The sequence below is a fragment of the Bradyrhizobium sp. P2_E8 genome (assembly GCF_056403875.1).
Genome location: NZ_JBFUES010000073.1, coordinates 1 through 14,193 on the forward strand (window position 1 = coordinate 1; position 14,193 = coordinate 14,193).

At 64.1% G+C, this 14,193-nt stretch carries 13 protein-coding genes and 1 pseudogene; 2 read left to right on the plus strand and 12 right to left on the minus strand.

The window, feature by feature from the left end; translation table 11 throughout:
- The 7 genes and pseudogenes from AC1D00_RS06495 to AC1D00_RS06525 form a co-directional block, all read right to left on the minus strand.
- A pseudogene (locus tag AC1D00_RS06495) lies at nucleotides 1–143 on the minus strand (LuxR family transcriptional regulator); the annotation flags it as partial.
- Nucleotides 144–439: 296 nt separating this feature from the next.
- Complete coding sequence (locus tag AC1D00_RS06500) at nucleotides 440–937, minus strand: hypothetical protein (RefSeq protein ID WP_135173880.1); 498 nt, start codon at nucleotides 935–937, stop codon at nucleotides 440–442.
- Between the two features lie 101 nt (nucleotides 938–1,038).
- On the minus strand, nucleotides 1,039–1,485 hold the full coding sequence (locus AC1D00_RS06505) for a MaoC family dehydratase (RefSeq protein WP_477010091.1): 447 nt from the start codon (nucleotides 1,483–1,485) through the stop codon (nucleotides 1,039–1,041).
- Between the two features lie 388 nt (nucleotides 1,486–1,873).
- A complete protein-coding gene (locus AC1D00_RS06510) occupies nucleotides 1,874–2,296 on the minus strand; it encodes a hypothetical protein (protein ID WP_027543197.1) in 423 nt (140 codons plus the stop codon).
- Between the two features lie 12 nt (nucleotides 2,297–2,308).
- Nucleotides 2,309–2,530, minus strand: coding sequence for a hypothetical protein (locus AC1D00_RS06515; protein WP_027543198.1), 222 nt, complete (start codon nucleotides 2,528–2,530; stop codon nucleotides 2,309–2,311).
- Nucleotides 2,531–2,640: 110 nt separating this feature from the next.
- Entirely contained in the window at nucleotides 2,641–3,453 is an 813-nt protein-coding gene (locus AC1D00_RS06520; RefSeq protein ID WP_135173882.1) for a lytic murein transglycosylase, read from the minus strand.
- Nucleotides 3,454–3,694: 241 nt separating this feature from the next.
- Nucleotides 3,695–5,512 carry a flavin-containing monooxygenase gene (locus AC1D00_RS06525; protein ID WP_477010092.1) on the minus strand — a complete coding sequence of 606 codons (1,818 nt, stop codon included), beginning with the start codon at nucleotides 5,510–5,512 and terminating at the stop codon, nucleotides 3,695–3,697.
- A gap of 174 nt (nucleotides 5,513–5,686) precedes the next feature.
- Between AC1D00_RS06525 and AC1D00_RS06530 the strand changes: the two genes are divergently transcribed.
- Together AC1D00_RS06530 and AC1D00_RS06535 are read left to right on the plus strand one after the other, a co-directional pair.
- Complete coding sequence (locus AC1D00_RS06530; protein WP_477010093.1) at nucleotides 5,687–7,312, plus strand: long-chain fatty acid--CoA ligase; 1,626 nt, start codon at nucleotides 5,687–5,689, stop codon at nucleotides 7,310–7,312.
- 55 nt (nucleotides 7,313–7,367) lie between these two features.
- Nucleotides 7,368–8,579, plus strand: coding sequence for an acyl-CoA dehydrogenase family protein (locus AC1D00_RS06535; protein WP_404555451.1), 1,212 nt, complete (start codon nucleotides 7,368–7,370; stop codon nucleotides 8,577–8,579).
- Between the two features lie 670 nt (nucleotides 8,580–9,249).
- Here the strand turns inward: AC1D00_RS06535 and AC1D00_RS06540 are convergent.
- The 5 genes from AC1D00_RS06540 to AC1D00_RS06560 all read right to left on the minus strand — a co-directional run.
- Nucleotides 9,250–10,116: an efflux RND transporter periplasmic adaptor subunit gene (locus AC1D00_RS06540; protein ID WP_135173886.1), complete on the minus strand. Its 867-nt coding sequence runs from the start codon at nucleotides 10,114–10,116 to the stop codon at nucleotides 9,250–9,252.
- The gene (locus AC1D00_RS06545) at nucleotides 10,113–10,319 is read right to left on the minus strand and encodes a DUF1656 domain-containing protein (protein ID WP_028170911.1); all 207 of its coding nucleotides are present in this window, start codon (nucleotides 10,317–10,319) and stop codon (nucleotides 10,113–10,115) included. The genes AC1D00_RS06540 and AC1D00_RS06545 overlap by 4 nt, the downstream gene beginning before the upstream one ends.
- Nucleotides 10,316–12,367, minus strand: coding sequence for an FUSC family protein (locus AC1D00_RS06550; RefSeq protein ID WP_477010094.1), 2,052 nt, complete (start codon nucleotides 12,365–12,367; stop codon nucleotides 10,316–10,318). The genes AC1D00_RS06545 and AC1D00_RS06550 overlap by 4 nt, the downstream gene beginning before the upstream one ends.
- Nucleotides 12,368–12,369: 2 nt before the next feature.
- Entirely contained in the window at nucleotides 12,370–12,843 is a 474-nt protein-coding gene (locus AC1D00_RS06555) for a MarR family winged helix-turn-helix transcriptional regulator (RefSeq protein WP_477010096.1), read from the minus strand.
- 539 nt (nucleotides 12,844–13,382) lie between these two features.
- Nucleotides 13,383–14,193: amino acid ABC transporter substrate-binding protein (locus tag AC1D00_RS06560; protein ID WP_477010095.1), on the minus strand; the 811-nt coding region annotated here is incomplete at its 5' end.

Here is a 14,193-nt window from a genome sequence, read left to right on the forward strand (position 1 = left end):
TCCCTGGACAGGATGGTGGCGGCACATCCGCCGACGAAATTCGAAACCTGCTCCAATGCGGCGCCACGCAGCGCGGGATTGGCCGCCGCATCGTAGATCTCGCCGACGAGCGACGAGAACCGGTTTGCCTGGAGGATCGTCATCGGATGGACGACGGGATCTGCGTGTTACCCCGGTGGTGATAGGGGCGAGCGCGTCGGGAACTGAAGCAGGCAGGCCGGCCGATCGCCGCCTTGGACGGGGAAAAAATGCGACAGCGCAATGCTGGAATATCGAACATCGTCCTTGCGTAACGTCAAGCGCAGGATGCGGCTTGGACGTTTTCGCCAAAGACTAGGATTAATGCGAACAGCAGTCGGACGGTGTGCGAAGCGTCACGCGCCCACTCGCGACGATCGGCTGCTGTCGCCTGCCCGGCTTGCGGACCCGCCTCCGCGGCCTACTTCCGGTTCTCCTCGCAGAATTTCAGTGCAGCGAGCGCCTCGCCGGCGCGCGGGACCTGCATCTCGATGCTGTCGTCGTCATCGTCCTCGAAATCGAGCGTGAGGCGCTTGGCCTTCGAGAGGCGATCCATGATCGACTGGTCGAATTCGAAGATGCCGCGTACCGTGGTCTTGTCCATCACCTCCCACTTCGCCTTCTTCATGATATCGGCGTCATCGGTGGCGACGTCGGCCCGGAGGACCTCGCCGACCTTGTCCCACTCCCAGCCGTCGTAGATCATCACGATCACGATGGCCTTCTCGGAATAGGTGATGACGATGACGTAGTCGCGGTTCTCGTCCTCCTTGTCCTTGTAGCCGCGGCTCGCATTGCAATGCGTATCCTGCGTGCGCTTCTCGATGGTCCAGTCGCCGACCTTGGATTGTTGCGCTAGCGCGGGCCCGGCGCTCCAGGCGCCTGCGAGCATTCCGGCGACGAGAAGGAATCGTCTCATGTCAGCCTCCGGCGTATTCCCCGGAGCCGAGATGATCACCTCTGCCGGCGGCCCGCAAGAGCTTCAGGCCGCGGGCAAGGCAGCGGCAAGCGGCTTCCATCCTAACCCCGCCGCGGCACGATCGCGATCGGAGTGAAGGTGTAAACCTCCTCGCCGTTCTGGTTGAACATCGTCCATTTCACCAGCGCGATGCCCTGCGGCTTCGACTTCGACGGCGTCAGGCCCATAACCTCACCGACCAGATGCAGACGGTCATTGGGCCGCACCGGAATGGTCCAGCGCAACCCGTCGACGCCTGCGCCGATCAGCGGATGCGGGCCGAAAGGACGGGTCTGGATCGCGAGGTTCATGGCAATCGCGGCGGTGTGCCATCCTGACGCGGCGAGCCCATTGAACAGGGTCCCCTTGGCGGCTTCGTGGTCGAGGTGCATCGGCTGCGGATCGAACTCGGCCGCGAAGCGCTTGATGTCGGCTTCGGTGACCTGAACTTCGGGGGATTTGAACCGCATTCCGATGCTGAGATCGTCGAACCACTCGACCTGCGCCATGATTTTGCCTCGCCATGCAAGACCGCTTGCGAAGACGCGCGGCCAAAGAAATTGAGCTAAATGCGCGATGTAGCGGGTCCGCGGCGCACAAACCAGCCGAAGGGTTCCCCAAGAAACCCCWTTCCCGGTGCGACGAAACACGCCTGAAACAGTTGGCCGGTTATCTAGTTGTCAAAATCATACAGGGACGGCCACCATGCAATTCCTTCTTGATCTGATCCTGGATTATTCCTGCTGCCAAAACCTCGTCGCCCGGCCGGTGCGGGAGGATGAGCTATGATCGAGCTGATCTCCGCCATCCTCGCTCTTTGCAGCATCGGCGTCTTCGCGGCGCATGCGCTGGATGCCTATCGCACCACGCATTCCTGAGCGCCCTGCGCTCGTCGCGTTAGAACGGCCGCCGGTAAAAATGCTCCGAATGCGTTGCCGGCGGAAACCTGTTGGCTAGCGCCAGCGCGGACTTTTCGTCCGTCTCGAGCGCAATCTTCTGCGCGAGCATCACGTCGCCGGGTACCAGGAAGCCTGACGGGACGAAGCACCACCCCATCATTGCCATGCCGGCATCGTCGATTTCGTGGACATTGGCGGCCGTGCCGTAGTGGATGCGATACCTCTTGCCGGTATCGCAGCCGATCACGTCGAAATACCGGTACTGCTCGAACTGGGCGCGCTGCTCCGGTGTCAGCCACTCGGCCAGAAGCCGGCGACCGCGCGCATCCGGCGTATTCTCGCCGAAGAAGCGACGGTAGAGTTCGCGCAGCGCATGCAAGCGCGCACGCGCCGGCGCGCGGAACCTGAGTGCCGCGAACATGAGCAGCTCAGATCAGCCGCCGACCAAGCGGGGATAGAATAGCGTTTCCTGCGCGGTCGGGTCGAAGGACTTGATACGGGTTACTTCGCCGGGCCCGGTTCGGAAGGCGGCGGTAAAGCCGGCTCCGGTCAGCTCCCGAAAGCGCTGTTCGGCCCGCGCCAGCGCTTCGGCATTGTCGGGGTCAAACTCGTGGCGTGTGTCGCCAGTCTGGTCCATCACGATCTGGGTTGCCATGTTGAGCCTCCTCATGCCCAGCCCTGAATCTGATCAAAGCAAACCTCATGCCGTCGGTTCCTGATAGCAACAACTTTCTCGCGCGGGCGCATCACGCCTTGCTGAGCTGGTCAGCGTGAAGCGGCGGTCCCCCCTTCGTCGATCTGCCGTCCCATCAGCGCGATTGCCTTCTGATAGACGCCGGCCGCATTCCAGGCCTCGATCGCGGCGAAATTCGGCTCACCCGGCTGGTAACCGGCTCCCGCACGCCAGCCATGGGCCTTCAGGAAATTCGCGGTCGAGTTCAACGCATTGGCGGCAACCTCGAGATTGCCGGTGCCGTAGGCCAGGATGTTCTTAGGCATGAACTGGGTCTGGCCGACCTCGCCATGCATGGAGCCGCGGGTCGCTCCCGACAGAGTACCGCGGTCGATCAGCTTCAGCGCCGCATAGAGCTGGTCGGTGAAGAACTCAGGGCGGCGGCAGTCATAGGCAAGGGTCGCGATCGACGACAGCATGTTCTGGTTGCCGCGCTGACTGCCGAAGCCGGTCTCCATGCCCCAGATCGCGATCAGCGGCCCGGGCGGGACGCCATAGCGCTGCTGGATCGAGGCGAACAAGGCCGCCTGCGACTGCTTGAGCTGCCGTCCCTTGGCGACGATGGTGGTGGCCCCGCGCTTGGCGAGGAACTGATCGAGCGACAGCGAGAAGCTGCGCTGACCGCGGTCGGCTGCGATGGTCGCGCTGGCGTAATTCGTCTGCATCAGGGCGGAGATCGCGGTCTGGCCGATGCCCTTGCCCTGCGCCTCTGCACTGAACTCGCGCTTCCAGCCTTCGAACCCGGCCGGCGTGCTGCCGCATTGCGCCGCCTCGGCCGCGGGCAGAGAGAGAAGCAGCGCGGCCGCGCCGATCACCGCCGTCGCGACGGTCCTGCCCATGATCATTGCTCGTTCCTCTCCTTACGGCGCGACCGGCTCGCGCGAGCGCATGATCCTACGTCGGTTGCGATCGCTCAAGTCCCGACAGGTACAATCGATCCAAGCAAAGCTCTTGACACCGGCAAGTCGCGACGCCCGCAAGTCACGCAGCCCCGTTCCCGCCAGGAAGTTCACCTTGATGCTCTGGTGCTGCTGGATCACGCCGCTCAAGCCGGGACGGGGCGCCGCCCGCCTCCGCGGCCGTCCCCTAAGTCAATTCCAATCCATCCAGGCTGCCCTCCTTGCGCCATTTGTCGAGCAGCCGCAGGAACGCCACCGGCCCGCGCCAGTACTGGCTGTTTCTTGCCGCAATCGGGTCGAACACGCCTTCATTGTTGTAGTAGCCGGGCGTGCATTCGGCGAGATAGGTCTGGCGACCGAGCGCGGCCTTGACGACCTCGTCGACCCAGGCGCCCTCGGCAGCGAGCGTCGGCTCCAGCGTTCTGGCGCCACGCTTGCGCGCCTGATCGATGACATAGGCGATGTGCTGCGACTGCTCGTCGATGATGTGCGGGAAGTTGGCGCTCTGGCCGGCCTGCACCGTGACGATCAGGAAGCAGTTCGGGAAACCGCGGCTATAGAAGCCGTGCATCGTCTTGACGCCGTCGCGCCAGCGCTCGGACAGGCTCATGCCGTCGCGACCATAGACCTCAAAGCCCATGCGGCGGGCATAATCGGTGCCGACCTCGAAGCCGCTGGCATAGATCAGGCAGTCGAGCTCATAGGCCTTGCCATCGACGATCACGGCATTCTCCGTGATGCGCTCGACGCCCTGTCCCCTGGTGTCGACGAGATGCACGTTGGATTGATTAAAAGTGTCGAGATATTCGTCGTGGAAGCATGGCCGCTTGCAGAACGCCTTGTACCAGGGCTTGAGCGCGGCCGCGGCTGCCTCGTCCTTCACCACGGCATCGACGCGCGCGCGGATCTCCTCCATCTTGCGGTAGTCGGCCTGCTCGATGACCTTCAGCGCCTCCTCCAGCGAGGTCACCGGCTGCGGCTGGCGGCGCGGCGCCAGCAGGATCTCGCCAAGCAGGCCGGTCCAGCCGTCCCGCACCAGATCCTGCTCGAACGGCTCGCCCGAGATCACGGCGGTGAAATTGTCCATGCGCTCGCGTTGCCAGCCGGGCTTGAGGCTCTGCGCCCAGCTCTGATCCGTCGGCCGGTCGTCGCGCACGCCGATCGCCGACGGTGTGCGCTGGAAGACGTAGAGCTCCTTCGCCGAGCGGCCGAGATGCGGCACGCATTGCACGGCGGTGGCGCCGGTGCCGATGATGCCGACGCGCTTGTCGGCAAGGCCGGCGAGACCACCTTCAGCCGTACCGCCGGTGTAGGCGTAGTCCCAGCGGCTGGTGTGAAAGCTGTGTCCGGCAAAACTTTCGATGCCGGGAATGCCCGGCAGCTTCGGCCGGCTCAGCGGGCCGCCGGCCAGGATGACGAAGCGCGCGCGGATGCGATCGCCGCGATCGGTCTCGACCAGCCAACGCGCCTCCGGCTCCTGCCATTCCATCCGCGAGATGACGGTCTGAAACAGCGCGCGCTCGTAAAGTCCGAAGTGGCGGCCGATACGGCGGGAATGATCGTAGATCTCCGGCGCCCGCGCATATTTGCGCACCGGCATGTAGCCGGTCTCCTCCAGCAGCGGCAGATAGATGTAGCTCTCGGTATCGCAGGCCGCGCCGGGGTAGCGATTCCAGTACCAGGTGCCACCAAAATCGGCGGCCTTTTCCACGATGCGGAAATCCGCGATGCCGGCTTCGCGCAGGCGCGCGCTGCAGAGAAGGCCGCCAAAGCCGCCGCCGACGATGAGCACTTCGGTCTCTTCGCTGACAGCCTCGCGCGCAAATCCCGGATCGGCCCAGGGATCGTCGAGATAGCGGCCGAAATCGCCTGATACCTCGACATATTGCGCCTTGCCCTCGGCGCGCAGACGGCGATCGCGCTCGTCGCGATAGCGTGCGCGGAGTGCGGAAATGTCGATCGTAGATGTGCCGGCTGCGCCGGTCTTGTGTCTTTCCGCTGACATCCATTTCCTCCACGGCAGGCGCTGCTTCGCCGGCAGCTCACCTCACGTTAGCCCTGAAAAAGTGACGCATGCAATCGCGTCCGCCGTTTTTTGCGTGAACGGCGCGTGGCGTTCCGGTAACCTCGCGCGCAAATCACAAGCGCCATGCAACGACATGGCCATCCGGAGGAAATGATGCAGGGATTGATGATGGACATGCCGCTACTGATCAGCGGCCTGATCCAGTACGCCGCCGACTATCATGGCGAGGCGGAAATCGTCGCGCGCGAGATCGAGGGCGACATCCATCGCTACACCTATGCGGATGCTCATCCGCGCATCAAGCGCATGGCGCTGGCCTTGAAGCGTCTCGGCATGGCTCCTGGCGACCGTATCGGCACGCTGGCCTGGAATACCCACCGCCATTTCGAGATGTTCTACGCCGCGCCGGGCATGGGCTATGTGCTGCACACCGTCAATCCGCGGCTGTTTCCCGAGCAGCTCGTCTACATCATCAACCACGCCGAAGATCGCCTGCTGTTCATCGACCGCGCCACGCTGCCGATCGTCGAGGCGATCGCGCCGCAATTGAAGACGATCGAGGCTTACGTCGTGATGTCCTCGCGCGAGCGGATGCCGGAGACGAAGCTTGCGAACGTCCATTGCTACGAGGAGCTTCTGGGACGGGAGAACGACGCCGGTTTCACCTGGCCGGAGTTCGACGAAAAATCCGCCTCCACCATCTGCTACACCTCGGGGACGACGGGAAATCCCAAGGGCGTGATCTATTCGCACCGCGCCGCGATCCTGCAGACCATGACCTGTTGCAATTTCGACTTCCTGCCGGGACACGTCGAAGGGGTGCGCGAGGTGATGATGCCGATGGCGCCGCTGTTCCACGGCAATGGCTGGAATATGCCGTTCACCGCGCCCTATACCGGCTCGAAGCTGGTGCTGCCCGGCCGCAACTATGAGCCCGACAAGCTGTATGAATTGCTCGAAGGCGAGAAGGTGACGCTGTCGGCGGGGGTGCCGAGCTTCTGGCTGATCCTGCTCGACTGGCTGGGACGCACCGGCAACAAATTCTCCACGTTGCGTGCAACGCTGTCGTCAGGCTCGGCCCCGCCGCGCGCCATGGTCGAGAAGCTGAAGCGCGATTACAACATCGACTACGTCCAGGCCTGGGGCATGACCGAGGCCCTCGGCTGCTCGATGCCTGGCTTGCGGCCGGGCTCCGAGCATCTCAGCGACAAGGAGAAATTCGACCGACGCCAGGTCTCGGGCCGCGCCTGTTTCGGCACCACCTTGCGCGTCGTCGACGATGGCGGCAACGAGCTGCCGCGTGATGGCAAGTCCGTCGGTCATCTGCGCGCGCGTGGTCCCTGGGTCGCCTCGGGCTATATGAAGCTCGACGAAGGCCTCGACCGCGACGGCTGGCTGATCACCGGCGATATGGCCGTGATCGACCCGCAGGGCCACGTCACGCTCACCGACCGCTCCAAGGACGTGATCAAGTCCGGCGGCGAGTGGATTTCCTCGATCCAGCTCGAGGACGTCGCCTTGTCGCATCCCGACGTGCTGCAGGCTGCCGTGGTCGCGATTGCGCATGAGAAGTGGCAGGAGCGCCCCCTGCTCCTCGTGGTTCGCAAGAAGGGCGCGACCGTCGACGGCAAGACCCTGCTCGACCACATGCGCCCGAAGATCGCGAACTGGTGGATGCCTGATGCCGTCGAGTTCCTGGACGAATTCCCGATGACCGGCACCGGAAAGGTGCTCAAATCCGCGTTGCGCGAGAAGTTCAGGGACTACCGCGTCGCTTGAGGCGGCACGCGATCACGCTGACGTCCGCGCCGTCCATCGCTCAAGGAGACGAAAGATGCTGTACCCGATGTCGGCCAAAGTCGTCGAGCTCAAGCGCAAGCTCGAAAGTTTCATGGACCGGCACATCTATCCCAATGAGGAGCGGTTCTATCGCGAGGCCGAAGAGCTCGGGCCCTGGAAGGTTTATCCCGTCGTCGAAGAATTGAAGCCGCTCGCACGCGCGGAAGGCCTCTGGAACCTGTTCCTGCCGCAGTCCAGCCACGGCGCGGGCCTCACCAATCTCGAATATGCCCCGCTCTGCGAAGTGATGGGCCGTTCGCATCTTGCGCCCGAAGTGTTCAACTGCTCGGCGCCGGACACCGGCAACATGGAGGTGCTGGAGCGCTACGGCACGAAAGAGGACAAGGAGCGCTGGCTGAAGCCGCTGCTCGCGGGTGAAATCCGCTCCTGCTTTGCCATGACCGAGCCTGCGGTCGCCTCGTCCGATGCGACCAACATCGAGAGCTCGATCGTACGCGACGGCGACCATTACGTCATCAACGGGCGCAAATGGTACACCACCAACGCGACCGATCCGCGCTGCAAGATCTGCATCTTCATGGGCAAGACCGACCCCGACAATCCGGACCGCCACGAGCAGCAATCCATGATCCTCGTGCCCATGGACACGCCAGGCATCGAGGTGAAGCGTCCCCTCCCCGTGTTCGGCTTCTACGGCGTGCCCGACCGCGCCTCCGAGGTCGTCTTCACCAATGTGCGGGTCCCGAAGGAGAACATGCTGCTCGGCGAGGGCCGCGGCTTCGAGATCGCGCAGGGTCGCCTCGGCCCCGGCCGCATCCACCACTGCATGCGCCTGATTGGACTGGCCGAACGCACGCTGGAAAAGATGTGCCGCCGCGTCCGCAGCCGCGTCGCCTTCGGCAAGCCGGTCTCCGAGCAGACGGTGACGCAGGAGCGCATCGCGGAATCCCGTATCATGATCGAACAGGCCCGGCTGCTGACGCTGAACGCCGCCTACGCAATGGACACGGTCGGCAACAAGGTCGCGAAGAGCGAGATCGCGATGATCAAGGTCGCCGTACCCAACATGGCCTGCCAGATCATCGACTGGGCGATCCAGGCCCATGGCGGCGGCGGCACCTCTAACGATTTTGGCCTGACGCAGGCCTATGCCACCGCGCGTCTGCTGCGCCTCGCCGACGGCCCGGACGAGGTACACAGAAACCAGATCGCGCGGTTGGAGTTGAGGAAATATTCAAATGCCTGAGCAGGCGTTGGCCCATCAGTAAGCGTCGAAGCCAACGCAATGGAATCGGCGTCTAATCGAAGCTTGGCGGCTCATCGATGGATACCGGCACATCCTTCCGCTTCGTAGCTGCTTCGAGCAACGCGTTGAAGATTATGATCGGCAGGTAAAACATAAGCATGATCGTATTCCTCCTGCTGTGACAACCTCGGCTTACAGGGCCAAGTTCCTCGAATTGACACTCGCCGGCCTCGGAACATTCTCGTGGCTTACTTGGCTACCGACGAAACCAAGTCTCGAAGAGTCTCAGGAACGCATCGCGTCAATCGCATGAGCGATCAACACCATCGCGCTCGCGGCGATGAGAAACACAAGCAACCAACTCACGTCCGCCTCCAACGCCGGGAGTGAACGCGGTCATCCTTGCACAGTCAAAAACCATCCGACCGGAACCGCTATTCAGCGGCTCGCTGATGCTTCGCAGCAACAAGTGCATCCGCTGTCGGTCCTATCGGCAGAACGCCAAAAGGAGCAACGCGCCAACCACGCATGCCGCTAGGACTAAAAACCAAACGCCCAAAGCAACTCCCCCGACTCACACACGCGAGGCAGGATTAGCTCCACCATTTGGTATTGAAACGGTCGTTGCCGGTTTTTCCCCAACCCAAACGCGACTCCATCTGCGCTCGCGTTAGTCCAATACCTCCACCGTCGCCGAACGTCCCGCAACCAGCGACATCGCGTCGGGAACAGGATCCAGCGCGATGCGCACCGGCACCCGCTGGGCCAGGCGCACCCAGCTGAAGGTCGGGTTGACGTTGGCGAGCAGGTTGGCGCCGTCGGCGCGGTCGCGGTCCTCGATGCCGGCGGCGATGCTCTCGACGTGGCCTGACAGCGTGGCCGTCTCGCCCATCAGGCGGACCCGCACCTTGTCGCCGACGCGGATGCGCGCGAGTTTTGTCTCCTCGAAATAGCCTTCCACATGCAGCGTGTCGGTGTCGACCAGCGCCATCACGCCCTTCCCGGCTGTGACGTAGGCGCCGGGGCGCAGGTCCATGTTGGTGATCACGCCGTTCACGGAGGCATGGACCTCGCTGCGATCGAGGTTGAGCTGGGCGACGGCACGGTCGGCGACGGCTTGATCGAAGGCCGCCTTGGCCTGGAGCTGGGTTGCCAACACCTGTTCCTGCTTCTGCTGCGACACAGCATCCGTCGTCAACGCGCTGTAGCGCTTCAGGTCCGCATTGGCCTGATCGAGCGTTGCCTGATGACCGGCCACCGACGCATCGGCCTGGCGTAGCGCCAGCGCAAAACGTTCGCGATCGATCCGGAACAGCACGTCACCGCGGCGGACTTTCTGGTTGTCCTTGACCAGCACCTCGGTGACGAAGCCGGAGACATCGGGCGCGACCTGGACCACGTCGGCACGGACGCGGCCGTCGCGGGTCCAGGGCTGCTCCATGTAGTAGGCCCAAAGCTCGCGGCCGACGGCGAGCGCGGCGACGACGGCGATGACCGTCACTGCGAGGCGAGCGAGCCAGGCGAAATTCCCCTTCATGAAAGATACTCCGAGAGGTAGACGACGCCGCCGAGAAGGCAGACGAAGATCGAGAAATCGAACAGCGCGCGATGCCAGACCAGTCGGTAGAGGTCGAAGCGCTGCATGAGCCGGCGCAGGATCGCGCTGAGGACGTAAGCGACGATGATCCACAGGAGCAGCGACGGCACGAGCACGCCGTAGATGTCGATCACATATCTCATGCCGCAACACTCTCACCCGCGCGTGGCCGGTAAGCCGGCGCGTCCGGAAACAAGCCACGCCTGATACCGACGAGACCTATCAGGGCGTCTTCGCGCGCGCTGTCATTGGGATCCTTCACCGCCTGGGCCAACGCCCGGTCGACGCTCGTCAGCAGCTCGGCCGGCATTCCGTCGCCCGCGTAGCCGCGGCAGGCGACAGCGAGCCGATCGAGCATGTCATCGATGACGGCAATGGTGGATGCCGCAAGCCCATAGCGGGCGCGGCGCAGATCGATGATGTTGATCCCGATCCGAAGCTGGGCGAGGCTGTCGGTGTCGCGGCGATCGCTCTCCGAGAGATAAGCGATGCGCTGCACCAGAAGCCCGAGCCGGTGCAGCATGAGGCCCGCGAACTCCGCGCGGTCGCGCTGGCCGCGCCGTTCGGCGGCGACCGCGAGTGCCTTCCAGTTCGACAGCACCAGGCGATTGGCGACCCATTCCGCGCCGACGCCGCGCGCAATCCGCGTCACGATCTCGGCGATGACGACGCCGATGAAGAAGGCCACGGCGGAATTGGCGTAGGATGCAAAGTCCGCGCTGTAGGTCGACTGGATTGCAAGCAGGGTTGCAGTGTTGGCCGCGAGCGCCATCCCGGTTCCCGCCGTGGCCGGACGGCCGATCAAGAAGCCGTAGAGCAAAAAGGTCGGCGCCAGTGCGACCACCAAGATCTCGAGATGGGAGATCGCGGGGACCACCGCGAACAGATAGACCGCGACGACGACGATGGCGACCAGCGACCACCGGCCAAAGCTGCGAATGAAGCGCGCGGGCTCGTCCTGCGCGGCGAAGAACGAGCACGCGACCGCCGCCATCATCGGCGCCGACGCACCGTCCGGCCAGCCGGTCCCGATCCAGAACGCACAGCAGATCAGGATGGCCACGACCGCGCCGGCGGCCGACCACAATGCAAGGCCGCGGTCGCGGTGACGCACGGGCGCGGCACCGGCCTCGGAATGAAAGGCCAGGTCGATGGTCGAAACATTGCGGCTCTCGGCAATCGCCTCGGTCAACACACGGCAATCGCGCGAGAGGTCGACCAGCTCGCGCAGCCGCGACAGCAGACTTGTGGTGATGATCCGCTCCCAGTCGGCGCCGCCGTCGAGCACCGCCTGCTGCTCCGAGATCGCGGCCCGGATCCGCTCGGCCGGCCGTCGCTCGCTGACATCGCTCGCGATCCATTGCGCGAGATCCTCAAGAAGCCGCTTCAGCTCGGGTTGCCGCCGCAAGGCCTCCTCCCCCAGCGCAGCCAGCCGATCCTCGAGCGAGGCGATCACCGGCAGCAGAGTCAGCATGCGCAGCCGGATTTCACTGAGGCCGGTCACGGCATTGCGGTCGGTCAACCGGTCATAGGCAAGATGGGTGGAGAGCGTGTCGATCTCGACAATGTCGGTCGCAAGCTTCAGGCGCTTGCCGCGACGGGTTTCGCCTGAGCCCTCCCGCAGCAGCACCACCTCGCTGAGGCGGCGCGCATCCGACAGCCAGCTGTCGACGCGGTGGGCCACGGCCGGTGCGACGCTGCGGGGAAACACGATGGTCGAGACCAGGCTGGCGCAGATGATGCCGAGCGAGATTTCCTCCACCCGCGCAACGGCGGTGTCGAAGATGGCGCCGGGCTCGGACACAGAGGGAAAGCCGATCAGCGCGACCGTGTATCCGGCCAGCATGAAGACGTAGCTGCGCGGCGTGCCGTCGAGCAGCGAGAGATAGAGGCAGAGCCCGACCCAGAGCGCGATGGCGAGGCAGAGCAGTTCCGGCGCATCGATCAGGTTCGGCACCAGCACCACCGTCATGGTCGCGCCGACCAGCGTGCCCATCACGCGGAAGAACGCCTTCGAGCTGGTCGCGCCCGCCAACGGCTGCGAGGTGATGTAGACGGTCGCCATCGCCCAATAGGGCCGCGGCAGGTCCATGGCGAGTGCGATGACGAGCGCCAGCATCGACGCAGCGAACGTCTTCAAAGCGAAAACGAGGTCCGCATGGCGGACCAGGAACGGCTCGTCTGCGCGCATGACTATTTCGCCTCGGAAAACGTCTTGGCTTCATGCAGGCGACTGGCCCGCTGCTCGATGCGCTGGAGCGTCTCGAAGGTTATCGCAAGTTCATCCGCGCCGATATCCTTGAGCAGGCTTGCCCGCACCCGCCGCAGCACCCGGTTGGTCTCCTCGACCTTGGCCTCGCCCGCCTTCGTCAGATGTAGCGTTTTGGCACGCCGGTCGGTCGGATCCTCGCGGCGCTCCACGAGGCCTTCGGCCTGGAGCAGGTCGATCAGCCGGACCAGCGACGGCCCCTCGACGCCAAGCTCGTCGGCGAGCACGCCCTGACGGACATTCTCGCCCTGGCGCGACAGCAGCAAAAGCGGAATCGCGGTCGCATAGGACAGGCCGTGATCGGACAGCGCCTGATCCGACTCGCGGCGCCACATGCGAGCGAGACGCGCGATGACCCGACCGATTTCGGAATGGATATGTGCCTGCGCGGGGGCCATGCAAATTAGATAGGACACTAACTATTAGGCTACAACTATATAATCCGGCGTGGTGCGATCGATCACGCAAATGCGAACCAGGACAACGCGGCATGGGACCGGGTTCCACGACTGAGGCAAGGGAGACGATAGCGGGCGAGAGCGCGCTGACGCTCGTCCCGACCTTCGTCGTCGTCGCCGTGGACGCCACGGGAATGGGAATCATCCTGCCGCTGCTGCCGTTCTATTCGCAGCGGCTCGGCGCCACGCCCTTCCTGCTCGGCGCGCCGATCTCGGTCTATGCCGTCTGCCAGCTCGTTGCCGGCCCCGTGACCGCGGAGCTGTCGCGCTCGACCGCGATCAACCGCCAGGGCATGATCATGGGCCTCTATCAGTCCCTGATGTCGGGCGCAAATGTCAGCGCCCCGCTCTTGAGCGGCGCGCTGATCGGTCATCGGCTGTTCGCGACCTGGGCGCTCGCGCTGGCGGCAATCGCAGCAATCGGCGCGTTCCTGGCGGCCAGTTGCTGGATACGCCGCGGACGCGGTAGCGCCCTCGCCTCAGTTCACCACGTAGACATCAGGGTCGAAGCTCGAGCTCGGCTTCTTGAAGGTGTTGCGCAGGGCCGCCGACATCGGGACGTTGTAGTTGAGGCCGTTCGGCGGCGTCGGGGATTCCAGCCACCTCTTGTAGAGGACCTCGATCTCCGGGCTCGCGTAGAGCTCTGCCGTGGCGCGATCGGCGAGCGCCTTGAACGGCGCGTCCTCCCGCCGCAGCATGATCCCGTAGGGCTCCGGCTTCGAGAACGCTTCTTCGCTGATCATGAACAGCGCCGGCTCCTTGGATCGTGCGATCGCGACTGAGAGCTGGACGTCATCGAGCGCGTAGGCCTGGGCGCGATCTGTCTCCAGCAGCAGGAAGGCCTCGGCCTGGTCCTTGGCCGGCATCACATTGATGCCGAGGTTGCGTTCGGTGTTGACCTTGGCGAGCTGCGTCAGGTTGACCGACCCCGCTACCGCCGTGACCGCCTTGCCCTTGAGATCGTCGATGGTGTTGATCTTCGCGGCCTTCTTGGCAGCAAACCGCGTCGCGCTGAGGAAGTGTGTATTGGTGAAGGCGACCTGCTTCTGGCGGTCGGCATTGTTGGTGGTCGCCGAGCAATGCAGGTCGAGCGTGCCGTTGACCATCAGCGGGATGCGGTTCGACGACGTCACCGCGAGAGTGTCGATGGCGATGTCGGGCATGTTGAGCTGCTTCTTCACGGCGTCCACGATCTTGAGGCAGATGTCCATGGCAAAGCCGACCGGCTTCTGGTTTCCGTCCAGATAGCTGAACGGGACCGAGGCCTCCTGATAGCCAAGTGTGATCTTC

Excerpts from the sequence above, each read along its gene's own strand:
- AC1D00_RS06500 (WP_135173880.1), bottom strand. The coding sequence starts at position 937 with ATGAGACGATTCCTTCTCGTCGCCGGAATGCTCGCAGGCGCCTGGAGC.
- AC1D00_RS06515 (WP_027543198.1), bottom strand. The coding sequence starts at position 2,530 with ATGGCAACCCAGATCGTGATGGACCAGACTGGCGACACACGCCACGAG.
- AC1D00_RS06505 (WP_477010091.1), bottom strand. The coding sequence starts at position 1,485 with ATGGCGCAGGTCGAGTGGTTCGACGATCTCAGCATCGGAATGCGGTTC.
- AC1D00_RS06530 (WP_477010093.1), top strand. The coding sequence starts at position 5,687 with ATGCAGGGATTGATGATGGACATGCCGCTACTGATCAGCGGCCTGATC.
- AC1D00_RS06540 (WP_135173886.1), bottom strand. The coding sequence starts at position 10,116 with ATGAAGGGGAATTTCGCCTGGCTCGCTCGCCTCGCAGTGACGGTCATC.
- AC1D00_RS06525 (WP_477010092.1), bottom strand. The coding sequence starts at position 5,512 with ATGTCAGCGGAAAGACACAAGACCGGCGCAGCCGGCACATCTACGATC.
- AC1D00_RS06550 (WP_477010094.1), bottom strand. The coding sequence starts at position 12,367 with ATGCGCGCAGACGAGCCGTTCCTGGTCCGCCATGCGGACCTCGTTTTC.
- AC1D00_RS06510 (WP_027543197.1), bottom strand. The coding sequence starts at position 2,296 with ATGTTCGCGGCACTCAGGTTCCGCGCGCCGGCGCGTGCGCGCTTGCAT.
- AC1D00_RS06545 (WP_028170911.1), bottom strand. The coding sequence starts at position 10,319 with ATGAGATATGTGATCGACATCTACGGCGTGCTCGTGCCGTCGCTGCTC.
- AC1D00_RS06535 (WP_404555451.1), top strand. The coding sequence starts at position 7,368 with ATGCTGTACCCGATGTCGGCCAAAGTCGTCGAGCTCAAGCGCAAGCTC.
- AC1D00_RS06555 (WP_477010096.1), bottom strand. The coding sequence starts at position 12,843 with ATGGCCCCCGCGCAGGCACATATCCATTCCGAAATCGGTCGGGTCATC.
- AC1D00_RS06520 (WP_135173882.1), bottom strand. The coding sequence starts at position 3,453 with ATGATCATGGGCAGGACCGTCGCGACGGCGGTGATCGGCGCGGCCGCG.